This window comes from Mycobacterium sp. pR1184, assembly GCF_041287235.1.
GTDB lineage: Bacteria > Actinomycetota > Actinomycetes > Mycobacteriales > Mycobacteriaceae > Mycobacterium.
Map to the genome: position 1 here is coordinate 388,051 of NZ_JBGGKR010000004.1, position 20,843 is coordinate 408,893.

Below are 20,843 nucleotides of genomic sequence, written 5' to 3' on the forward strand. Positions count from 1 at the left end.
CCCTCAGCCCAGGCCGAGCTCGCGCATCCGCCGCTCGTGTGTTTGCTGCAGGCGCTCGAAGAACGCGTTGAGCTGACCCAGGCCGCCGGGGCCCGACACCACCAGGTCGACCAGTTCGTCGTGATCTGCCAACAGGTATTGGGCCTGGGTGAACGCTTCTCCGTACAGCCGGCGGGCCCACAGCGCGAGCCGGCTGCGCTGTTTGCCGCTCGCGGTCACCGCGGCGCGTACCTCCGCGACGACGAACTGCGAGTGTCCGGTTTCCGACAGGGCCGCGCGCACCACGTCGGCGACCTCGTCGGGCAGTTTGTCGGCGATCTCGAGGTAGAGGTCGGCGGCCAGCGCGTCACCGACGTAGGTCTTGACCAGCGCTTCCAGCCAGGTGCTGGGCATTGTCAGTCGGTGGTAGTTCTCCAGCGCCGACACGTACTTCGACATGGCCGAAACGACGTCGACACCGCGGCTTTCCAGCGCGTCGTGCAACAGCTCATAGTGCTGCATCTCGGCGGCGGCCATGCTCGCCATGGATATGCGTCCCCGCAGGTCAGGGGCCATCCGAGCCTCGTCAGTAAGCCGGTAAAACGCGGCCACCTCGCCGTAGGCGAGCACTGCGAACAGCTCGTTGACGCCCGGATGGTCCGCGGTCAGCCCTACGGAAGGCGATTCGTCTACTTGGTCGGCAGAGGAGGCCGAAGTCATGGGCATCACTGTAGTCGGCAGACCTGGAAGAAGATGGGGATGAGCTGTCGACCAGCTATCATGCAGATTGATAGTGGCTGTATTTCTTTGCACCGCCGCTATCGGCGAAATGTGCGTGCACAGCTGGCCCGCCCAATCTCAGCAGGGCCCGGTGACTCAGCGACTTGGAGTCGGAACTCGTGCGCGCGTGACCCGCGAGAAAAACCGACCCAATCGAATAAGTCACCGAAAGGTACATCACCCCCGCATGACTGCATTGACAAGCAAAACTGAACCAACCTTTGCCGAACTCGGCGTACGCGACGAAATCGTCCGGGCGCTCGCCGAAAAGGGCATCGAGCACGCCTTTGCCATCCAGGAACTCACCCTGCCGATGGCCCTGTCCGGAGACGACGTGATCGGACAGGCCCGTACCGGTATGGGCAAGACCCTCGCCTTCGGCGTCCCGCTGCTGCAGCGCATCACCAACGGCGGTGACGCGCGGCCGCTCAACGGCACACCCCGCGCCCTGGTCGTGGTGCCCACCCGCGAGCTGTGCCTACAGGTCACCGAGGACCTGGCCGCCGCCGCCAAGCACCTGACCGCCGACGAGGGCCGCCGCCTGTCGGTGGTGTCGATCTACGGCGGCCGGGCCTACGAACCGCAGATCGACGCGCTGCGCACCGGCGCCGATGTCGTGGTAGGCACCCCGGGCCGGTTGCTGGACCTCGCCCAGCAGGGTCACCTGCAGCTGGGCGGGTTGTCGGTGCTGGTGCTCGACGAGGCCGACGAGATGCTGGACCTGGGCTTCCTGCCGGACATCGAGCGGATCCTGCGCCAGATCCCGGCCGACCGGCAGTCGATGCTGTTCTCGGCGACGATGCCCGACCCGATCATCACGCTGGCCCGCACCTTCATGGTGCAGCCCACCCATATTCGTGCCGAGGCCCCGCACTCGGCTGCCACCCACGACACCACCGAGCAGTTCGTCTACCGCGCCCACGCGCTGGACAAGGTGGAGATGGTCAGCCGGATACTGCAGGCCGACGGCCGCGGCGCGACGATGATCTTCACCCGCACCAAGCGCACGGCACAGAAGGTCGCCGACGAGCTGGCCGAGCGCGGCTTCAAGGTCGGCGCGGTGCACGGCGATCTCGGGCAGATCGCCCGCGAGAAGGCGCTCAAGGCATTTCGGGCCGGCGACGTCGACGTGCTGGTGGCCACCGACGTGGCCGCGCGCGGCATCGACATCGACGACATCACCCACGTCATCAACTACCAGATCCCCGAGGACGAGCAGGCCTACGTGCACCGGATCGGCCGTACCGGTCGTGCCGGCAAGACCGGTATCGCCGTGACCCTGGTGGACTGGGACGAGTTGCCGCGCTGGACGGCCATCGACAAGGCGCTGAACCTGGGCTCCCCGGACCCGGCCGAGACCTACTCCAACTCGCCGCACCTGTACACCGAGCTCGGCATTCCGGGCGAAGCCACCGGCACGATCGGCGCGCCGAAGAAGTCACCGGTCAAGCGCCGCGAGACCGAGCGCACCGAACGCACCACGACGTCGGAGAAGCCGGCGCGCGCCCGTTCGGCGAACCGGCGCCGCCGCACCCGCGGCGGGCAGCCCGTGAGCGGCCACCCGGCTGGCAGCGACGGCGAAACCGCCACGGAGACAGCGGCGGACGCGCCGTCCGGCAGTGGCGGCAACAACCGTCGTCGCCGTCGTCGCCGCAAGCCGGCGGAAGCCGCCACCAACGCCGGCTGAGCCGACAGCAGGCATGGTCAAACCCGAACGCCGCACTAAAGGCGATCTGCTGGCCGCCGCGGCGATCGCGGTCGTCGTCGCCGCAATTGCGTCGCTGATCTGGTGGACCAGCGACGCCCGGGCCACGATCAGCCGGCCCGCGGCGACGCCGGCGCCCAACCCGACTCCGGCTAAGCAGGTGCCGGCCAGCCTGAAGCAGCTATGGACCGCGCCCAGCTCCGCCACCACAGCTCCGGTGATCGTGGGCGGGACGGTGAGCACCGGCGACGGCCGTGAAGTGGACGGCCGCGACGCCGGCACCGGCCAGACGCGCTGGTCTTACTCGCGTGACAGCGACCTGTGCGGCCTGTCCTGGGTCTACCACTACGCGGTCGCCGTCTACCGCGACGACCGCGGGTGCGGCCAGGTCAGCACCATCGACGGGACCACCGGCCACCGGGGACCTGCCCGCAGCAGTTACGCCGACCCGCGGGTGCGGCTGTCCTCGGACGGCACGACGGTGTTGTCGGTCGGCGATACGCGCCTGGAGCTGTGGCGCTCCGACATGGTCCGGATGCTGGCCTACGGCGAGACCGACGCCCGGGTGAAACCGTCATCGCGGGGACTGCACTCCGGATGCACGCTCTACTCGGGGGCGGCCAGCTCGTTGGAGGTTTCGGTGCTGGAGAGCTGCGGAAACCAGAGCGACCTGCGCTTGGCCCTGCTCCGCCCGGGCAAGGAAGATGATGAACCCCAGCAACACCTCGTGTCCGAGCCCGGGATCAAGGCGAACTCGGGCGCCCGCGTGCTCACCGTCTGGCAGACCAACACGGCCGTTTACCTGCCGGCGCCGCAGCCCAGGGTCGATGTGATCGACGAGATGGGCACCACGGTGGCGAGCACGCTGCTACCCAAGGCGCCGACGAACTCGGAGGTGTCGCAGGCGGGCAACCTGGTGACCTGGTGGACCGGCGATTCCGTGTTGGTGTTCGAGGCAAGCACCCTGAATCTGCGCTACACCATCGCCGCGGGCGACAAGACGGTCCCGTTGGGACCCGGCACCATGATGGCGGGCAAGCTGCTGATTCCGGTCACCGGCGGGATCGGCGTCTATGACCCCATGACCGGGGCCAATGAGCGCAACATCCCGGTGCAGCGGGCACCGAGCACCCGCGCGGTGGTCCCGGCGGTGTCGGGCTCCCGGGTGTTCGAGCAGCGCGGCGACACCGTGGTCGCGCTGGGCTGACGCTCAGGCCTCGAGGCGCTGGGTGTGCGCTCAGGGCGACGACACGCCGACCAACGCCACCATCACCGCACACTCAACGCCGCTACAGCACAGCCGAGGCCGCCTAAGCCTCGACGGAGAACGTCGGCAGCGGTTTGCCCGACTTCCAGTGTTTGAGCAACGCCTGCGCCAGCGTCGAGTAGGCCATCGCGCCCTTGTTCTTGCGTCCGGCCAGCACCGACGAGCCGGACGCGCTGGCCTCGGCGAAACGCACGGTGCGCGGGATCGGCGGTGCGAGCACCGGTAGGTCGTAACGGTCCGCGACATCGAGCAGCACATCGCGGGTGTGGGTGGTGCGCGAGTCGTACAACGTCGGCAATGCGCCCAGCAGCCGCAGATTCGGGTTGGTGATCTGCTGGACATCGGCGACGGTGCGCAGGAATTGGCCGACGCCGCGGTGGGCCAGCGTCTCGCACTGCAGCGGCACGATCACCTCGTCGGCGGCCGTCAGCCCGTTGAGGGTCAGCACCCCCAGCGACGGGGGGCAGTCGATGACGACGACGTCGAATTGGTCGGCGACTTTGGCCAGTGCGCGCTTGAGCGCGTACTCGCGGCCGGCCCGCATGAGCAGCATCGCCTCGGCGCCGGCCAGGTCAATGTTGGCCGGCAGCAGCGTCATTCCCTCCATCGTGGTGACCAGCGCGGCGCTCGGTTCGATCTCACCCAGCAGCACCTCGTGCACCGACACCGGCAACTTGTCGGGATCTTGACCGAGCGAGAACGTCAGACAACCCTGCGGATCCAGATCGACGAGCAGGACTCGCTTCCCCTTCTCCACCATCGCCGCACCCAGCGAGGCAACCGTCGTCGTCTTGGCGACCCCGCCCTTCTGGTTGGCGACGGCCAATACCCGCGTCTCACTCATCAGCGCCGCTCCTCCTCATCGCTTCGCTCTGCATCGTCGTCGGCGCGCTCACACCTGCCATCCTGGCACGTTCGGGGCCGGGTGCCAGGGCGACGGGCCCACGAGTCTCGGGCAGAATCAGTCCACATGGGCTTGCACAACCATCGACTTGTATTGCTCCGCCATGGCGAGACCGAATGGTCAAAATCCGGCCAGCACACCGGCCGCACCGATATAGAGCTCACCGACACCGGCCGGCTGCAGGCCGAGCTTGCCGGGCATGTCCTGCGTGAATTGAAACTGACTGATCCGCTGGTGATCAGCAGTCCGCGGATACGGGCGCTGACCACAGCCAAACTGGCCGGCCTCGCTGTCGACGAGGTATCTGAACTGCTCGCCGAATGGGATTACGGTTCCTACGAGGGGTTGACGACTCCCCAGATCCGGGAATCGGACCCCGATTGGCTGGTGTGGACCCACGGTTGCCCCGGCGGTGAAAGTGTCGCGCAAGTGAGCGCCCGCGCTGATCGGGCCGTCGCACTGGCGTTGGAGCATATGGCTTCGCGCGACGTGGTGTTCGTGGGTCACAGCCATTTCTCCCGCTCGGTCATCACCCGCTGGGTCGAACTACCGCTCGTCGAAGGCAGCCGGTTCTGGATGCTCGCCGGCTCGATCGCGGTATGCGGGTTCGAGCATGGGCTGCGCCAGCTCGCCGCGCTCGGGCTGACCGGCCTCCCACAGGCAATCGCACCCGGTTGAGCACCACGGAACCGCCGTTCGCACTGTGCGGCCCGCGCGGCACCCTGATTGGCGAAGGGGTGCAGGCGCGCTACGACGACGTGGCCGCCGCCCAAGCCGCGCTGATATCGGGCGCTGTCCCAATTGTGTTGGGCGCATTGCCTTTTGATGTGAAACGGCCCGCTGCGTTGCTGGCGCCGGACACGGTGCGGCACAGCGACGGACCACCCGACTGGCCGACGGACCCGCTGCCAAACGTGCGCATCGCCGCGGCCATCCCGCCGCCGGCCGAATACCGCGTCCGGATCAGCCGCGCCCGCGATGAACTGACGGCGCCGAACACCGCGCTGAGCAAGGTGGTGCTGGCCCGGGCGTTGCGGTTGGCCGCCGACGGCCCGCTCGACGCCCGTGTCGTGCTGCGCCGCCTGGCCGCCAACGATCCGGCGGCCTACTGCTATCTGGCCGACCTGAGCGCCGCGGGCGCAGACTACGCCGGCACGGCCCTGGTGGGTGCGAGCCCGGAGCTTCTGGTCGCGCGCTCCGGCGACCGGGTGAGCTGCCAGCCGTTCGCCGGTTCGGCCCCACGCGCCGCGGACCCCGAACGCGACGCTGCCAACGCCGCCGCGCTGGCCGCATCCGCCAAGGACCGCCACGAGCATCAGCTGGTCATCGACACGATGCGGGCCGCGCTGGAACCGCTGTGCGCCGAGCTGACCATCGCGCCCGAGCCGCAGCTGAGCCGCACCGCGGCGCTATGGCATCTGTGCACGCCGATCAGCGGCCGGCTGCGCGAGAAATCAACTACCGCAATCGATTTGGCGCTAGCACTGCACCCAACCCCGGCAGTCGGCGGGGTGCCGGCCAAGGCCGCCTGCGAGCTGATTGCCGAAATCGAAGGCGACCGCGGCTTTTATGCCGGCGCGGTGGGTTGGTGCGACTCCCACGGGGACGGTTATTGGGTGGTGTCCATCCGCTGTGCGCAGCTGTCGGCGGATCGCCGCACCGCCCTGGCCCACGCCGGCGGCGGCATTGTCGCCGAATCGGATCCCGACGCCGAAGTTGAGGAGACCACAACGAAATTCGCCACGATTCTCAACGCGCTAGGGGTTGACCAATGAGCGAAGACATCCGTCGCGCCAAACCCGAAGACGCCGCCGACATAGCCGACATGATCCACGCGCTGGCCGAATTCGAACACGCCGCCCAAGATTGCACCGTCACCGAAAAGCGGATTTCCGCAGCACTTTTCGGCCATTCGCCGATCGTGCACGGACATGTCGCCGAAGTCGACGGTGAGATCGCCGCGATGGCGCTGTGGTTCCTCAACTTCTCCACCTGGGACGGCGTCGGCGGCATCTACCTCGAAGACCTGTTCGTACGACCCGAATTCCGCCGCCGCGGCCTGGCCCGCACACTGCTGGCCACCCTGGCGGCCGAGTGTGTCGACAACGGCTACACCCGGTTGTCGTGGGCGGTGCTGAACTGGAACGCCGACGCGATCAGGCTGTACGACGCTATCGGCGGGCAACCGCAGCGAGAGTGGACTACCTACCGGCTGTCCGGGGCGTCCTTGTCCGGGCTGGCCGGACCGCGCTGATCGCCACCGGCAACCCAGCGCAGTGCGGCAGGGCTGAAGAGCAACAGCAACACCGTAAGCGCCACCACGGCCAGCGGTATGCCGAACGCCGCACGATGCGAACCGACCGCGAGGTACCAGGCCACCGGCAACAACAGCAACTGGGTGAAGACCGCGAGCCCGCGCCCCCAGCGCCGGCCGACGACCAACGCGCGTCCGGCGGCCAGCACCACGCCGCCGATCACCAGGAACCAGAGCGCGGTGCCCAGACCGTTGACCACCCGCTGGTCGGCTCCCGCGATCGCACGCACCACCAGGGCCGCGGCCATCGCCAGTGCGACCAGCCCCTGCACCGCGACGATGAATCCGGCGCCGCGAACGGCCGACGGGGGCGGTGGTATCTCCGGGTTGCGGCGGCCGCGGTTCACAGCGTCAGCGTAGCCACGCGGAACCCCCCATCCGTCGAGCCGTCGCTTCCCCCACAGCAAGGCCTTAGCCGACCCGCATAAGCTCGTGCGTCATGCGAGCCGTTCTGATCGTGAACCCCGCAGCCACTTCCACCACGCCCGCCGGCCGAGATCTGCTGGCACATGCGCTCAAGAGCCGCCTCGAGCTCACCGTCGAGCACACCAACCACCGCGGTCACGGGACCGAACTCGGCCACGCGGCCGCCGAGAGCGGGGTCGACCTGGTCGTCGTGCACGGCGGAGACGGCTCGGTGAGTGGAGTCGTCAACGGCATCCTGGGCCGTCCCGGCACGCCGCGGCCGGCACACGTCCCCGCGGTCGCGGTGGTGCCCGGCGGGTCGGCGAACGTGCTGGCCAGGTCGCTGGGGATCTCCCGGGACCCGGTCGCCGCCACCAACCAGCTGATTCAGCTGATCGACGACTACCGCCGCCACCAAACGTGGCGGCGCATCAGCCTGATCGACTGCGGTGAGCAGTACGCAGTGATCAACGCCGGAATGGGCGTCGACGCCGAGGTGGTCGCCGCGGTGGAGGCCCAGCGCAACAAGGGCGTCAAGGTCACGCCGTTGCGGTATTGGCGGGTCGCGGTGCCCGCAACGATTCGCTATAGCCGCCGCGCGCCGGATATGACGCTGGAGTTGCCCGGCCGCGATCCCGTCTCGGGCGTGCAATTCGCCTGGGTGTCCAACACGACGCCGTGGACCTACAGCAACAGCCGGCCGATGGTGACCAACCCGGGTTGCAGCTTCGAATCGGGCCTTGGCGTGTTCGCGGTCACCAGTTTGAAGGTGATTCCCACCCTTCGATTACTGCGCCAGATTCTCGCGAAGAACCCGGACCCACACGCCACCCAACTTGTCCGAGACGACGACACCGCTTGCGTGCGAATCAGTTGCAGCGCCGGGCCGGTGGCCAGTCAGTACGACGGGGAGTACCTCGGCCCGCGCGAATCCATGACGTTCCGGTCGGTGCCCGATGCACTTCCGGTCGCGGCGCCGCCTCAAAGCAAACCGTCCTGAGCTGCGGAAACACCGCCACAAACCGCGAAAGCGGCGAAATATTCTCGGCAGGGTAATCGGCGAGTGTAGTACAACGGAGTGAGGGCTTGACTAAGCCTTAATCAAAGTGAGATAGCCCACGGCCTAACTCACGCTATTGACTTCTGTTGTGCCTGTGAAACGATCGAAAGGTTGCATGCAGAGATTGTGTGGGGGTACCGAACGGACCCTTACTCATGCAAGCGTTAAGAGCCGAAGAATAACGCCAGTGCGCGATGCTGCGCACATAGTGAGGAGTAACTACTTATGGATTGGCGCCACAAGGCGGTGTGTCGCGACGAGGACCCGGAGCTGTTCTTCCCGGTAGGGAACAGCGGCCCGGCGCTCGCGCAGATCGCTGACGCGAAACTGGTCTGCAATCGGTGTTCGGTGACCACGGAGTGCCTCGGATGGGCGCTGAACACCGGTCAGGACTCCGGTGTGTGGGGCGGCATGAGCGAAGACGAGCGGCGTGCGCTCAAGCGCCGCAACGCCCGGACGAAGGCCCGCAGCGGAGTCTGATCCCAGTCTCCAGACAGCGCGGCCCCGACAACTTGTCGGGGCCGCGCTGTTGCGTGGGTGTCTAAAGCAGCAGCCTGGACCGACGGCCGATCGGCACCCGCAGCACCACATCGGTGCCGCCGCGGGGTGCTTGGCGCATCCCCAGGGTGCCGTCAAGCTCGGCGGCCACCAGGGTGCGCACGATCTGCAGTCCCAGGCTGTCGGATTTTTCCAGGCTGAACCCCTCGGGCAGTCCCCGCCCGTCGTCGTGCACCACCACATCGAGCCAGCGTGCCGAGCGCTCGGCACGAATCGACACCGACCCCTCCGGGGCAGCCGGGTCAAACGCGTGCTCGATGGCGTTTTGCACCAGCTCGGTGATCACCATGATCAGCGCCGTGGCGCGGTCGGAGTCGAGCACGCCCAGATCACCGACGCGGTTGATCCGGATCGGGCGGTCCACCGACGCGACGTCGTTCATGATCGGCAGGATCCGGTCGATGACCTCGTCGAGATTGACCTGCTCATCGACCGACATCGACAACGCGTCGTGGACCAAGGCGATCGATGACACCCGGCGCACCGATTCGATCAGCGCCTCGCGGCCTTCGGCGTTGACGGTCCGGCGGGCCTGCAGGCGCAGCAGCGCCGCGACCGTCTGGAGATTGTTCTTCACCCGATGGTGGATCTCGCGGATCGTCGCGTCCTTCGAGATCAGGGCCCGGTCCCGGCGCTTCACCTCGGTCACGTCGCGAATCAGCACCGCGGCGCCCGCGCTGGCGCCGTGCACCACCAGCGGCAACGTGCGCAGCAGCACCGTGGCCCCGCCGGCGTCGACCTCCATGCGCATGCTCTTGCCGCCGGCCAGCAGGTCCTGCACGTGCTCGGCCATCTCCTGGGCTTCGAACGAATCCGAGATCAGCGGCCGCGTGATCCGGATGAGGTTGTGGCCCTCCAGCTCGCTGGTCAATCCCATGCGGTGATACGCCGACAGGGCGTTGGGGCTGGCGTAGGCGACGACGCCGTCCACGTCCAGGCGGATGAATCCGTCGCCCACCCGCGGCGTGGAGCGGGACATGGCGACGTCGCGCACATCCGGGAAGGTGCCCTCCGCCAGCATGTGAACCAGGTCGGCGGCGCATTCGCGGTAGGCGGTCTCCAGGTGCCCGGAGTTCTGATTAGCGGTCGGCGCCGTTTGATGCTGGGTGAGCACCGCGACCACCTGATCGGCGTAACGCACCGGCGACGCCGCGACGTGCGGCCCGGGCAGCTGCCACGAATCCTGTTGGCTTGCTTCGTTCGCCAGCTGCGCGGTACCCGACGCGAAGGCCTCGGCGACCAGCCGTAGGCGATCGGCGGCCACGACGCTACCCACCGAGTCGGTCTGCAGGACCGTCGGCGCGGTGTTGGGCCGGCATTGCGCCACGCACACCAGCACGCCGTCGTCGCGGCGAACCCACATCAGATAGTCGGCGAACGACAGGTCGGCCAGCAGCTGCCACTCCCCGACCACGGCATGCAGGTGGTCTACGGCGTTGCCGGGCAGCATCGTGTGTTCGGCCAGCAGATCACCGAGCGTGGACATCAAATACTCTCGCGTCGTCCCACGGCGGTAGGTGCGAAGCGCCGGAGGCTAGCTGATCACGGCGATCAGATCGCCCGCCTGGATGACATCGCCGACGGCCACACTCACCTTGCTGATCGTGCCGTCGACCTCGGCCAAGACCGGAATCTCCATCTTCATGGACTCCAGCAGCACCACGATGTCGCCCTTGCCGATCTGGTCGCCCTCGTTGACGACGACTTCCAGCACGCTGGCCACGATCTCGGCTCGAACATCCTCGGCCATCTTCACCCCACTCGTTTCGGCCACTGCGCATGCTGGCTGGTCTGGGCTTCCATCTCAAGCTCATGTATATCGAACCACAACATCATCAGGCACACCGGCGCGCGGGCCGGTCCCGGTGGGGTGAAAAAGCACACGCTGCGCCGTGCGAGAATTGACGGCAACCTGACGGGCGCCAAGCGCCGAGATCATGAACGAACGACGGAGGTTCTCCCATGGCCAAGCGTGGCCGCAAGAAGCGTGACCGCAAGCACAGCAAGGCCAACCACGGCAGGCGTCCCAACGCCTAACCGCTGGTAGTCGCGCTGGAGTGCGCTCTTACTACGATTCCCGGATGATCGTGGTGCGCCGAATCTCCAGCCGCAGCCGCTCGCGCAGGCCCTCGGGGGCCTTGTCGCCGCTGCATTTGGTCGCGATCAGCGCCTTGAATTGCTCTTCGATCCCGAACAGCCGCAAGCATGGCGGGCATTCGTCGAGATGCTGCTTGAGCTTCTTGCGTGTCTCCGCCGTGCATTCGCCGTCGAGCAGCGTCCATACCTCGGCGATCAATTCGGCACATTCGGCCTTGGTGCGCGGATCCGTGGCCGGCGTGGCGCCATCGGGCGAAAACTCGCTCATGACGACACCTCCTCGTGCGTCTGCTGGCTCCGGATGAAGCCGCGGTCCTTGGCCACGTCTTCCAACAACGAGCGCAGCTGGCGTCTGCCCCGATGCAGCCGCGACATTACCGTCCCGATCGGGGTATCCATGATTTCGGCGATCTCCTTGTACGGGAAACCTTCGACATCGGCGTAGTAGACGGCCATCCGGAACTCCTCCGGCAGCGCCTGCAACGCGGCTTTGATCTCGGTGTCCGGCAGCGCCTCCAGGGCCTCGACCTCGGCCGACCGCAACCCGGTTGAGGAGTGTTCGGCGTTGGACGCCAGCTGCCAGTCGGTGATCTCCTCGGTCGGATACTCCGCGGGCTGGCGCTGTTTCTTGCGATAGCTGTTGATGTAGGTGTTGGTCAGAATCCGGTACAACCACGCCTTGAGGTTGGTGCCGGCCCGGAACGACCGAAACCCGGCGTAGGCCTTGACCATCGTTTCCTGCAGCAGGTCCTCGGCGTCTGCGGGGTTGCGCGTCATGCGCAGCGCGCCGCCGTAGAGCTGGTCCAACAGGGGAATCGCGTCGCGCTCGAAGCGCGCGGTCAGCTCCTCATCGGTTTCTTCAACAGGCTCGACAAGCTCTGAACCGGTCACTGCATCTGGGCCATCGTCTAAGTCGGCCATCTCCGTTAACACGGTCCCTTCCGTTGCAGCATCGCCACCCAGCACTGCCAGCGACACCGAACTCGCAAATAAGCGAACCAACTGCTCCTCGCCTATTGAACTGCCTAACAGGCTTGTCGCCGTTGACACCAGATCCTCCTCCCAATCTAGAGGCTGCGACCGACAATGTTTGCCCGGGTCGCTTACATGCGTTTGTCGAGACCGACAGCTTCAACAGCACCAGCCGACGTGCTATTTCCGGTGCCAGGTCCCCCCAACCGACCGGTTGGGACCGGGCGTTACTGTGACGCCATGTCCCACGCCACGTCATTGCAAGGCAAGACCATGTTCATCTCCGGCGCCAGCCGCGGTATCGGCCTGGCCATCGCGAAACGCGCCGCACAGGACGGCGCCAACATCGCACTGATCGCCAAGACCGCCGAGCCGCACCCGAAACTGCCGGGAACGGTGTACACCGCCGCCAAGGAACTCGAAGAGGCCGGCGGCCAGGCCCTGCCGATCGTCGGGGACGTCCGGGACCCGGAATCCGTCGAATCCGCGGTGGCCAAGACCGTCGAGCAGTTCGGCGGCATCGACATCTGTGTGAACAACGCGTCGGCGATCAACCTGGGGTCCATCGCCGAGGTCCCGATGAAGCGCTTCGACCTGATGAACGGCATCCAGGTGCGCGGCACCTACGCCGTGTCGCGGGCGTGTCTGCCCCATATGAAGGGCAGGGAGAACCCGCACGTCCTGACGCTGTCCCCGCCGGTGCTGCTCGGCCAGGAGTGGCTGAAGCCGACGGCGTACATGATGGCCAAGTTCGGCATGACGCTGTGCGCATTGGGCATCGCGCAGGAGATGCGCGCCGACGGCATCGCGTCGAACACGCTGTGGCCGCGCACGCTGGTGGCCACCGCCGCGGTGCAGAACCTGCTCGGCGGCGACGAGGCGATGGGCCGGGCCCGCAAGCCCGAGGTCTACTCGGACGCGGCCTACATCATCCTGAACAAGCCGTCCAAGGAATTCACCGGCAACATGCTGTTGTGCGAGGACGTGCTGCTGGCAAACGGCGTCACCGACCTATCGGTCTACAACTGCGTGCCGGGCGGCACGCTCGGCGTCGACTTCTGGGTAGACGGCGTCAACCCGCCGGGTTATACCGGGCCGTAACGGGGCCCTAACGTGGCCGCGACGCCGGCATTGGCGGCGCTGACCGAGGCCGGTGTGCCGCACGAGGTGGTGAAGTTCGGCCACGATCCACGCGAACACTCGTTTGGTTCCGAAGCCATCAAAGCGCTGGCCAAGCTCGGTATCGCGGCCGGGCAGATCTACAAGACGCTGGTGATCGCGCTGCCCGACGGGCTGGCCGTGGCCGTCGTGCAAGCATCCGCCCGGCTCTCGCTGAAGGCGGCCGCCGCGGCGCTGGGCGTGACCAAAGCCGTGCTGGCCGAACCCGCAGTCGCGCAGCGGAGCACCGGGTACATCGTCGGCGCGGTATCGCCGTTCGGTCAGCGCAGGCCGCTGCCGACGGTCGTCGATTCCAGTGCGCTGGCCTGGGAGCGGGTGTTCTGCAGCGCCGGACGCCGGGGCTGGGACGTCGCGGTGGCCCCGCAGGATCTGATCGGCGTCACCGGTGCGGTCACCGCCGACATACAGGTCTAGCCCTTGACGAGGGTGAACTGCGCGACGTCGGTGTAGCCCTCGCGGAACAGGTCCGCGCAACCGGTCAGGTACTTCATGTACCGGTCGTAGACCTCTTGCGACTGAATCTCGATGGCCTCGTCGCGCCTGGCCTCCAGTGCGGCCGACCAGTTGTCCAGGGTGCGCGCGTAGTGCAGCCGCAACGGCTGGTAACGGTCGAGCGTGAAGCCGGCGCGCTTGGCGTGCTCCTCGACATTCTTGGCTTGTGGCAGATCCCCGCCCGGGAAGATCTCGTCCATGATGAATTTCATGAAGCGGATCTTGGTCATGGTGATGGGCAGACCGCGATCGGCGAATTCCTCATCGCTGGGCTTGATGATGGTGTGCAGCATCATCACCCCGTCGTCCGGCAGCGCCGCATAGGCCATCTTGAAAAAGTCCGGGTAGCGATCGCGGCCGAAGTGCTCGAAGGCGCCGATTGACACGATGCGGTCGACCTTCTCGTCGAACTGCTCCCAGCCCTGAAGCAGCACCCGCTTGGTTCGCGACGACGGGTGGTTGTCCAGCCGTTGCTGCACGTGCGCCTGCTGATTGCGGCTCAGGGTCAGGCCGACGACGTTGACGTCGTACTTCTCGAGTGCGCGCACGACGGTGGTGCCCCAGCCACAGCCGATATCGAGCAGCGTCATGCCGGGTTGCAGCCCGAGCTTGCCCAACGACAGGTCGACCTTGGCGTACTGCGCCTCTTCGAGCGACATGTCGTCGCGCTCGAAATAGGCGCAGCTGTAGGTGCGCGTCGGGTCCAGGAAAAGCGCGAAGAACTCATCAGAGAGGTCGTAGTGCGCCTGCACGTCCTCGAAATGCGGCTTCAAGCCCGGAGTTTCGTTTTCTTTGAAGGACAAGGCACAACTTTCTCGATCGCGTGTGAGTGGGCTTTACGGCGTGCGATCGATGTGGATCGACTCCCCCAGGTGTCACAGTGTATACAGCGCCCGCGGCGCACCCACGCAGCTCGCCTCCAGTAAACAAAATCCACAGCCCGCGGCGCGCCGGCATCCCGCCGACCAGCCGCCATGAACACAACGCCGACCGCATGCGATCGGCGTTGTGCTGCAAGGGATTCGGCGTCAGATCAGGCGGTCTTGGTCCGGCTGCGAACCTGAAACGCGCTGATCACGTCGACGATGCCAATCGCGATCAGCCAGCAGCCGGCGACCAGGGTGAGGACGGCGATCGAGTGCAGTGGCGAAACGATCAGGACTGCGCCGCCAACCACGATGACCAACCCGGACAGCGCCTGCCAGCCGCGGCCGGGCATGTGGTCCAACGACAACGCCGCCGCAAGCAGCGTCATGCCGCGGAACAACCAGCTGATACCGATCCAGATGGCCAATAGGGTAACCGCTTCGAATTCTTCGCGGAAGCAGAAGAATCCCAGAATCAGCGACACGATGCCGGTGATAAAGGTCAACACTCTCATCGCGGCGCCGGCATGTGAACCGAAGGCCGCGAACACGTAGCCGATTCCGGAAAACACCAGGTAGATGCCGAAAAGAACCCCCGCCACGAACAGTGTTCGTCCTGGCCACGCCAGGACTATGACACCTAGCGCAACGGCCAGGATGCCGGTGAGGAGAAGCACTTGCCATGCACTGCGGGCAAGCTGCTGTAAAGGACCTTCGAAAACGGTGTCGTCGCGAATAGACATCTCAATATCATTAGCCATATTCGATGAAAATAAAATGTCCTGGGCAACACAATTCAGCATCGCGCACGGGTATTTATAACAATGCCGGATGCGAGGTACTGAGGTACCGTGCGCTCGCGGTAACGTGCAACGATGAGTACCGCAGTGGTGGTTGGCAGTGGGCCCAACGGGCTCGCCGCCGCCATCCGCCTGGCGGCCAAGGGTGTACAGGTCACCGTGCTGGAAGCCGCCGACGAAGTCGGCGGGGGCACCCGCAGCACCGAAGCAATCGTCCCCGGCCTGCTGCATGACCATTGCTCGGCGATCCACCCGATGGCGGTCGGCTCGCAATTCCTCAACGGCGTCAACCTGCAGCGGTACGGATTGTCGTGGCGCTGGCCGGAGATCGACTGCGTCCATCCGCTCGACGACGGCAGCGCCGGCGTGCTGTACCGCTCGGTGGAGCAGACCGCGTCCGGTCTGGGTCGTGACGGGTCGCGCTGGCGCCTCGCGTTCGGCTATCCGGCCTCGCGTTTCGACTCGTTGAGCGATGACATCATGGGACCGCTGCTGCGGGTCCCGCACCATCCGTTGATGCTGGCCCGGTTCGGTGCGCCGACGGTGCTTCCCGCCTCGACGTTCGCACGGGTGTTCCGCACCGAGAAAGCCCGGGCGTTATTCGGTGGTGTTGCGGCCCACGCCTTCCGGCCGCTGCACTACCCGATGACCTCGGCCATCGGCATGGGCATCATCACGGCCGGGCACCGGCACGGCTGGGCGGTGGCCGCGGGCGGATCGCAGTCGATTGCCGACGCGATGGTCGCTCTGCTGAGCGACCTGGGCGGCAAGATCGAAACCGGTGTCCGGGTGCAGAACACGTCGCAGCTGCCGCCGGCCGACGTCACGATGTTCGACCTGGCGCCCAGCGCGGTCGCGGGCATCCTCGGCGACCGTCTGCCCCGTCGAATTGCAGCCGCCTTCACCAGGTTTCGGCGTGGACCGGGCGCATTCAAGGTCGACTTCGCCGTCGAGGGCGGCGTGCCGTGGACCAACCCGGAGGCGCATCGGGCCGGCACGGTGCATCTGGCCGGCAGCTACGCGGAGCTGGCCGCGACCGAGCGCGACATCCACGCCGGGCGTATGCCCGAGCGACCGTTCGTGCTGATAGGCCAGCAGTACCTGGCCGATCCGCAACGGTCAGTGGGCAATACGCATCCGGTGTGGAGCTACGCGCACGTCCCCAACGGCTACACCGGCGACGCCACCGGGGCGATCATCGCCCAGATCGAGCGATTCGCGCCCGGATTCTCCGAACGCATCGTGGGACACACCGTTCGCACCACGACGCAGATGGCGACGTTCAACGCCAACTATGCCGGTGGCGACATCATGACCGGCTCGAAGGACATTCGCCAGCTGACCTTCGGACCTCGAATCACACTGTCGCCCTACACCATTGGCATTCCCGGCATGTACATCTGCTCGGCGGCCACCCCGCCCGGTCCCGGCGCGCACGGCATGTGTGGCGCCAACGCCGCCGAGCTCGCCCTCGACTATCTGACCGGTCGAGGCTAGATTCGCTCATGATTCAGACCGTCAGGTATCCACCGTCGACGGCGATCGTGCTGCCGGTGATGTAGGACGCGGCATCGGTACACAAGAACAGCGCCGCACCGGCGCAGTCCTGCGGTGTTCCCGGTCGGCCCAGCGGCGTGTGGAAGCCGATCTCGACATCCATGATCTCGGGAACCCCCATGGCCGGGTGCGTCATTCGAGTGTCGATCAACCCGGGAGCGATCGCGTTGACCCGGATGCCGTCATTCGCCCACCGACGCGACAGGTTCATTGTCAAGGCGACCAGACCCATCTTCGAGGAAGCGTAGCCCGGGACGAAGACCGCCGAGCGGAACGCGGACATCGAAACCACGCTGACCACGCTGGCTCCGCCGGGCGCAGTGCTCGCCTTCAGGCGGTCGTGGCAGCGCATCGTTAAACGCATAGGGCCCAACATATTCTGCGTCACCGACGCCACATAGCCGTCCGGGTCGTATTCGTCGCCGGCGGGATACGGGCCACCGGCGTTGTTGATCAGGATGTCGAGTTCACCCAGCGAGTCCGCCAGCGCGTCGACGGCATCGGGATCCTGAATCTGACACTGGCGGTAGGTGAATGCGTTCAGATCGGTGTCGGGGTAGTCGGCGGTCGACCCGCGAGTGCCGGTCACGGTGACGGCGGCGCCCGCCTTGGCGAACTCGGCGGCGATCGCGTTGCCGATGCCGCTGGTGCCGCCGGTCACCAACACATTGGCGCCGGTGAAGTCGAACCTGACGGAGTTCATGGGTCGGTCCTCAATTCGTTGCTGGATTTAGTGACTCAGGCCTTTTCCCAGAACTTTTCGGTGTCGCGGGAGTGTCGGTCGCCGCCGCGAGATCGGCGGCCCCGGGGCGCTCCCGGTGAATACCGGCCATGACTTGCGATCCTCTACAGTTCTAGAGGTAAAGTCAATATCCATGGGACTACGCGGCCTGGCCGAACGGGTAGCGGTCGTGGTCGGCGGCGCCACCGGCATCGGCGCCGCGACGGCCGGCCGGCTCGGGGCGGAAGGCTGCCGGGTCGTCATCGGCGACGTCGCCGCCGACGCCGCGGCGCAGACCGCCGCCCGCATCTGCGCCGCCGGGGGCACGGCAACCCACGTCGGGTTCGATCTCGCCGATCCCGCGTCGGTGTCCCACCTGATCGATTCGGCCGCAACGACTTACGGCGGAGTGGACCTGCTGTTCAACGTCGGTGCGGACATGAGCACGATCCGGGCCGACACCGATGTGGTCGACATCGACTTCGAGGTGTGGGATCGCGTGATGGCAGTCAACCTGCGCGGCTATGTGGCCGCGATGAAATACGCCATTCCGCGGATGCTCGCCAGCGGGGGCGGCGCGATCGTCAACATGTCCTCGGCGGCGGCGTTCCAGGGTGAGCCGGCCCGGCCCGCCTACGCCACCGCGAAGGCCGGCATCGGCGCGCTGACCCGCCATGTCGCGTCGCGGTGGGGCAAGCAAGGCATCCGCTGCAATGCCGTGGCGCCGGGCTTCACCGCGACCGAAGCCATCCGCTCGGTTCCGCAGTGGCCGGATCTGCAGGCCGGCGCACTCAAGCGCATTCGCGGCACCCGCGTCGGGGAACCGGAGGACATCGCCGCGCTGGTCGCCTTCCTGCTGTCCGAGGAAGGTGAATGGATCAACGGTCAGGTCGTCAACATCGACGGCGGCACCGTCCTTCGGTGAGCCATGGCAGCCAGCACCCGGTCCCGGAAGCGCAACGGCGACGAGCGTCGTCGCGAACTGTGTGACGCCGCGATCCAGGTGCTCGCCGAGCGGGGATCACGCGGGCTGACACACGGGCAGGTCGATCGCTGCGCGCGAGTGCCGGAGGGGACCACGTCGTACTACTACCGCACTCGGGCGGCGCTATTGCGCGGTGTCGGCAAGCGGGTCGCCGAGATCGACGTCGCCAACCTGCAGTCGGTGATCGACGAGCCGCGCGACCCCCTCGCGCCATTCGCGCACCTGGCGGCGCTGACCATGACGCAGGCCGACGGGCCCGGGTTGATGCTCAACCGGGCGCGGCATGAATTGCTGATGGGGGCGCTCCGCGATGCCGATCTCGCCGAGACGTCGCAGGCGTTCGTCGCCCGAATGAACGCGATGACCCGCGACGCGATCGCCCATCTGCAGCCCGGTACCGACGACCCCGACCTGCTCGATGCGCAGACGATGGCCGTCACGACGTTCATCGCGGGGGTGTTCACCCGGCTGGCTGGCGGAGACCGCACGATCAGCAACGCCGAGCATCTTGCCCGGCTGCTGGAAGCCGTGGCCACCGCGGTCTCGCTGCAGCGGGCGTGAGCATCGCGGCGAAAACCCCTATGCGGCTGCCTGACAAGGCTTAACGTGTTGCCCATGAACATGAAGCGACTTGTCGCCAGCGGTGTGCTGGCTGTTGCGGGATTGATGACGGTCGGACTGGGCGTCAGCAACGCCGACACGATTCAGACCGAGGGCAACTACCCGACTCGGGCGGCCTGTCAGGACGCCGGTCCGGGCGTGAAGGCGTCGACGCCGGGCAACTGGAACAACTTCTGGTGCGTGCCGGATCGCAACGTCAACGGCAACTGGAAGCTGGTTCTCAGCAACTAGTAGCTGTAGAAGCCCTCGCCGGTCTTGATACCGAGTTTGCCGGCGTCGATGTAGGACTGCAGCAGATCACGCACGCTCTTCGGCAGGTGCGGAAGCTCGGCGGCGTAATGGTTCTCGATGTCGAGCACGACGTCCAGGCCGACCAGGTCCATCATCTGAAACGGGCCGACCGACACGCCCAGGGCGAGCTTGAATATCCCGTCGATATCCTCCGGGCGGGCCACGCCCTCGGCGACCACCGCCAGCGACTCGCGCTTGATGGCCGCCCAGATGCGGTTGAAGATGAAACCCGTGCTCTCCTTGCGCGCTTCGAAGGGCTGCACGCCGAATTCGGGTAGCACCGTCAGCAGCGTGTCGAGCAGACCCCGGTCGGTCTGACCGTTCGACATCAACTCGATCGCGTTGATGTCCGGTGGCATGTAGAAGTGCATGTTGCACAAACGTGTTTTGTCGCCGATGTTTTCGACCATCAGCCGCGACGGGATGGACGACGAGTTGGTTCCGAAGATGGTGCCCACCGGCGCCGCCCGGTCGATCTCGCCCCACAACGGGATCTTGATCTCGAGCTTCTCGGGGACCGACTCGACGGCCAGCCACGCGTCGTCCAACGCTTCGTCCAGCGATCCGGTGGCGGTCACTACACCGGCGTCGCCAAATCCCCTGTCGGCCAATACCTTCGGTAACGCCTGTGCCACGTATTGGATGGCTTCGTCACGTTGTTCCTTGCGCCGCGCGTAGATTCGCACTGTCCCGCCGCGAGTGGCGAACATCAAGGCGATGCGGCGCCCCAGGGTGCCCGCGCCGATCACCGCGACGGGGCGATTCCGGATGTCTTCGAAGGTGTAGCTGTACGAACCAGTCACATGTGCATGGTAAGCACGCGGTCGAGCGCCGGGATTCGTCGCTGAGCGACAAAGATCCGCGGAAACTTGTGTTTTCAGTGGCAGGCCCGGCCCGTGTGTCGTTGTGCCCGCCTCGTAGCGACAATCGCCGTGGGCGTGGGCGTGGGCGTGGTGGCTGTCTGGCGGGCCCGCCCTGCGGTGTTCGGACCACGCGGTGATGTGCCCGCCTCTGAGCGACAATCGCCGTGGGTGCACACTGGTGAATTCTCTTGTGTCACTTTCGTTTCAGTGGTCTCCGGGTAGGGTTTTTTGTCGGTGGGTGCCGATAGTTTTGGGGCATGAGTTCAGGTGTGGCCGTCAAGGAGGACGTGGCCTTTGAGGCGCTGGACGCCGCCCTCGATACGGTCCTCGGGCTTGACGCCGAGATGTTGAACACCCGCGAGCGCCTGGACCGGCTGGCCCGCTACGAAAACGTGCGCCGGCGGCTGTCCGCGGGCGAGCACCCGCT

Annotated in this window: 25 protein-coding genes; 14 read left to right on the forward strand and 11 right to left on the reverse strand. The window is 66.5% G+C overall.

All coding sequences use genetic code 11. The annotated features are described in order from the left end of the window. Positions 1–3: 3 nt before the first annotated feature. Entirely contained in the window at positions 4–699 is a 696-nt protein-coding gene (locus ACAG21_RS10115; protein WP_370495862.1) for a ferritin-like fold-containing protein, read from the reverse strand. Between the two features lie 247 nt (positions 700–946). On the opposite strand from ACAG21_RS10115, the gene ACAG21_RS10120 reads away from it, so the two are divergent. Together ACAG21_RS10120 and ACAG21_RS10125 are read left to right on the forward strand one after the other, a co-directional pair. After that, entirely contained in the window at positions 947–2,446 is a 1,500-nt protein-coding gene (locus tag ACAG21_RS10120; RefSeq protein WP_370495863.1) for a DEAD/DEAH box helicase, read from the forward strand. 13 nt (positions 2,447–2,459) lie between these two features. Continuing rightward, positions 2,460–3,671 (forward strand): hypothetical protein, encoded by a 1,212-nt coding sequence (locus ACAG21_RS10125; RefSeq protein WP_370495864.1) that lies wholly within the window; start codon positions 2,460–2,462, stop codon positions 3,669–3,671. Between the two features lie 103 nt (positions 3,672–3,774). Here ACAG21_RS10125 and ACAG21_RS10130 read toward each other — a convergent pair whose 3' ends face one another. Continuing rightward, complete coding sequence (locus ACAG21_RS10130; RefSeq protein ID WP_370495865.1) at positions 3,775–4,575, reverse strand: ParA family protein; 801 nt, start codon at positions 4,573–4,575, stop codon at positions 3,775–3,777. A 126-nt stretch (positions 4,576–4,701) separates the two neighbouring features. Between ACAG21_RS10130 and ACAG21_RS10135 the strand changes: the two genes are divergently transcribed. The 3 genes from ACAG21_RS10135 to ACAG21_RS10145 are packed head-to-tail and all read left to right on the forward strand — an operon-like array spanning position 4,702 to position 6,889. Next, positions 4,702–5,313 carry an acid phosphatase gene (locus ACAG21_RS10135; protein WP_096285370.1) on the forward strand — a complete coding sequence of 204 codons (612 nt, stop codon included), beginning with the start codon at positions 4,702–4,704 and terminating at the stop codon, positions 5,311–5,313. Then, positions 5,310–6,410 (forward strand): isochorismate synthase MenF, encoded by a 1,101-nt coding sequence (locus ACAG21_RS10140; RefSeq protein WP_370495866.1) that lies wholly within the window; start codon positions 5,310–5,312, stop codon positions 6,408–6,410. The genes ACAG21_RS10135 and ACAG21_RS10140 overlap by 4 nt, the downstream gene beginning before the upstream one ends. Next, complete coding sequence (locus ACAG21_RS10145) at positions 6,407–6,889, forward strand: N-acetyltransferase family protein (protein WP_370495867.1); 483 nt, start codon at positions 6,407–6,409, stop codon at positions 6,887–6,889. Before ACAG21_RS10140 ends, ACAG21_RS10145 begins: the two co-directional genes overlap by 4 nt. Here ACAG21_RS10145 and ACAG21_RS10150 read toward each other — a convergent pair. Next, positions 6,841–7,269, reverse strand: coding sequence for a hypothetical protein (locus ACAG21_RS10150; RefSeq protein WP_370495922.1), 429 nt, complete (start codon positions 7,267–7,269; stop codon positions 6,841–6,843). The two genes, ACAG21_RS10145 and ACAG21_RS10150, sit on opposite strands and share 49 nt — an antisense overlap. 119 nt (positions 7,270–7,388) lie before the next feature. On the opposite strand from ACAG21_RS10150, the gene ACAG21_RS10155 reads away from it, so the two are divergent. Both ACAG21_RS10155 and whiB1 read left to right on the forward strand, forming a co-directional pair. Beyond that, positions 7,389–8,354 (forward strand): diacylglycerol kinase family protein, encoded by a 966-nt coding sequence (locus tag ACAG21_RS10155; protein ID WP_370495868.1) that lies wholly within the window; start codon positions 7,389–7,391, stop codon positions 8,352–8,354. A gap of 285 nt (positions 8,355–8,639) precedes the next feature. Continuing rightward, positions 8,640–8,894, forward strand: a complete 255-nt coding sequence (gene whiB1, locus ACAG21_RS10160) for a transcriptional regulator WhiB1 (protein WP_036467351.1) — start codon at positions 8,640–8,642, stop codon at positions 8,892–8,894. A 61-nt stretch (positions 8,895–8,955) separates the two neighbouring features. On the opposite strand, the gene ACAG21_RS10165 is transcribed toward whiB1, so the two are convergent. Further along, on the reverse strand, positions 8,956–10,458 hold the full coding sequence (locus tag ACAG21_RS10165; protein WP_370495869.1) for a sensor histidine kinase: 1,503 nt from the start codon (positions 10,456–10,458) through the stop codon (positions 8,956–8,958). Positions 10,459–10,506: 48 nt separating this feature from the next. Next, positions 10,507–10,722 carry a biotin/lipoyl-binding carrier protein gene (locus ACAG21_RS10170; protein ID WP_066956294.1) on the reverse strand — a complete coding sequence of 72 codons (216 nt, stop codon included), beginning with the start codon at positions 10,720–10,722 and terminating at the stop codon, positions 10,507–10,509. Positions 10,723–10,934: 212 nt separating this feature from the next. Between ACAG21_RS10170 and ACAG21_RS10175 the strand changes: the two genes are divergently transcribed. Next, positions 10,935–11,009: a 50S ribosomal protein bL37 gene (locus ACAG21_RS10175; protein ID WP_085976028.1), complete on the forward strand. Its 75-nt coding sequence runs from the start codon at positions 10,935–10,937 to the stop codon at positions 11,007–11,009. Between the two features lie 31 nt (positions 11,010–11,040). Here the strand turns inward: ACAG21_RS10175 and rsrA are convergent, their stop codons facing one another. Both rsrA and ACAG21_RS10185 read right to left on the reverse strand, forming a co-directional pair. Continuing rightward, positions 11,041–11,337: a mycothiol system anti-sigma-R factor gene (rsrA, locus tag ACAG21_RS10180; protein WP_370495871.1), complete on the reverse strand. Its 297-nt coding sequence runs from the start codon at positions 11,335–11,337 to the stop codon at positions 11,041–11,043. Then, positions 11,334–11,990 (reverse strand): sigma-70 family RNA polymerase sigma factor, encoded by a 657-nt coding sequence (locus ACAG21_RS10185; protein WP_370495872.1) that lies wholly within the window; start codon positions 11,988–11,990, stop codon positions 11,334–11,336. Before ACAG21_RS10185 ends, rsrA begins: the two co-directional genes overlap by 4 nt. A 291-nt stretch (positions 11,991–12,281) precedes the next feature. Here ACAG21_RS10185 and ACAG21_RS10190 point away from each other — a divergent pair, with 291 nt between their 5' ends. Together ACAG21_RS10190 and ACAG21_RS10195 are read left to right on the forward strand one after the other, a co-directional pair. Continuing rightward, a complete protein-coding gene (locus ACAG21_RS10190; RefSeq protein WP_370495873.1) occupies positions 12,282–13,142 on the forward strand; it encodes an SDR family oxidoreductase in 861 nt (286 codons plus the stop codon). 12 nt (positions 13,143–13,154) lie between these two features. Further along, the gene (locus tag ACAG21_RS10195; protein WP_370495875.1) at positions 13,155–13,634 is read left to right on the forward strand and encodes an aminoacyl-tRNA deacylase; all 480 of its coding nucleotides are present in this window, start codon (positions 13,155–13,157) and stop codon (positions 13,632–13,634) included. On the opposite strand, the gene ACAG21_RS10200 is transcribed toward ACAG21_RS10195, so the two are convergent. Both ACAG21_RS10200 and ACAG21_RS10205 read right to left on the reverse strand, forming a co-directional pair. After that, the gene (locus ACAG21_RS10200; RefSeq protein WP_370495876.1) at positions 13,631–14,515 is read right to left on the reverse strand and encodes a cyclopropane mycolic acid synthase family methyltransferase; all 885 of its coding nucleotides are present in this window, start codon (positions 14,513–14,515) and stop codon (positions 13,631–13,633) included. The genes ACAG21_RS10195 and ACAG21_RS10200 overlap by 4 nt on opposite strands. A gap of 230 nt (positions 14,516–14,745) precedes the next feature. Next, positions 14,746–15,381 carry an HdeD family acid-resistance protein gene (locus ACAG21_RS10205; RefSeq protein ID WP_370495877.1) on the reverse strand — a complete coding sequence of 212 codons (636 nt, stop codon included), beginning with the start codon at positions 15,379–15,381 and terminating at the stop codon, positions 14,746–14,748. A gap of 72 nt (positions 15,382–15,453) precedes the next feature. On the opposite strand from ACAG21_RS10205, the gene ACAG21_RS10210 reads away from it, so the two are divergent. Continuing rightward, on the forward strand, positions 15,454–16,875 hold the full coding sequence (locus ACAG21_RS10210; protein ID WP_370495878.1) for a phytoene desaturase family protein: 1,422 nt from the start codon (positions 15,454–15,456) through the stop codon (positions 16,873–16,875). Positions 16,876–16,888: 13 nt separating this feature from the next. On the opposite strand, the gene ACAG21_RS10215 is transcribed toward ACAG21_RS10210, so the two are convergent. Next, complete coding sequence (locus ACAG21_RS10215) at positions 16,889–17,638, reverse strand: SDR family NAD(P)-dependent oxidoreductase (protein WP_370495879.1); 750 nt, start codon at positions 17,636–17,638, stop codon at positions 16,889–16,891. A gap of 172 nt (positions 17,639–17,810) precedes the next feature. Here ACAG21_RS10215 and ACAG21_RS10220 point away from each other — a divergent pair, with 172 nt between their 5' ends. Genes ACAG21_RS10220 through ACAG21_RS10230 form a run of 3 tightly spaced genes read left to right on the forward strand, consistent with a single transcriptional unit; the run spans position 17,811 to position 19,493 of the window. Beyond that, positions 17,811–18,581 (forward strand): SDR family NAD(P)-dependent oxidoreductase, encoded by a 771-nt coding sequence (locus ACAG21_RS10220; protein ID WP_370495880.1) that lies wholly within the window; start codon positions 17,811–17,813, stop codon positions 18,579–18,581. A gap of 3 nt (positions 18,582–18,584) precedes the next feature. Beyond that, positions 18,585–19,202, forward strand: a complete 618-nt coding sequence (locus ACAG21_RS10225; protein WP_370495881.1) for a TetR/AcrR family transcriptional regulator — start codon at positions 18,585–18,587, stop codon at positions 19,200–19,202. Positions 19,203–19,256: 54 nt separating this feature from the next. Further along, on the forward strand, positions 19,257–19,493 hold the full coding sequence (locus ACAG21_RS10230; protein ID WP_370495882.1) for a hypothetical protein: 237 nt from the start codon (positions 19,257–19,259) through the stop codon (positions 19,491–19,493). Here the strand turns inward: ACAG21_RS10230 and ACAG21_RS10235 are convergent. After that, the gene (locus tag ACAG21_RS10235) at positions 19,490–20,356 is read right to left on the reverse strand and encodes a 3-hydroxyacyl-CoA dehydrogenase family protein (RefSeq protein ID WP_370495883.1); all 867 of its coding nucleotides are present in this window, start codon (positions 20,354–20,356) and stop codon (positions 19,490–19,492) included. The two genes, ACAG21_RS10230 and ACAG21_RS10235, sit on opposite strands and share 4 nt — an antisense overlap. Positions 20,357–20,843 lie beyond the last annotated feature (487 nt).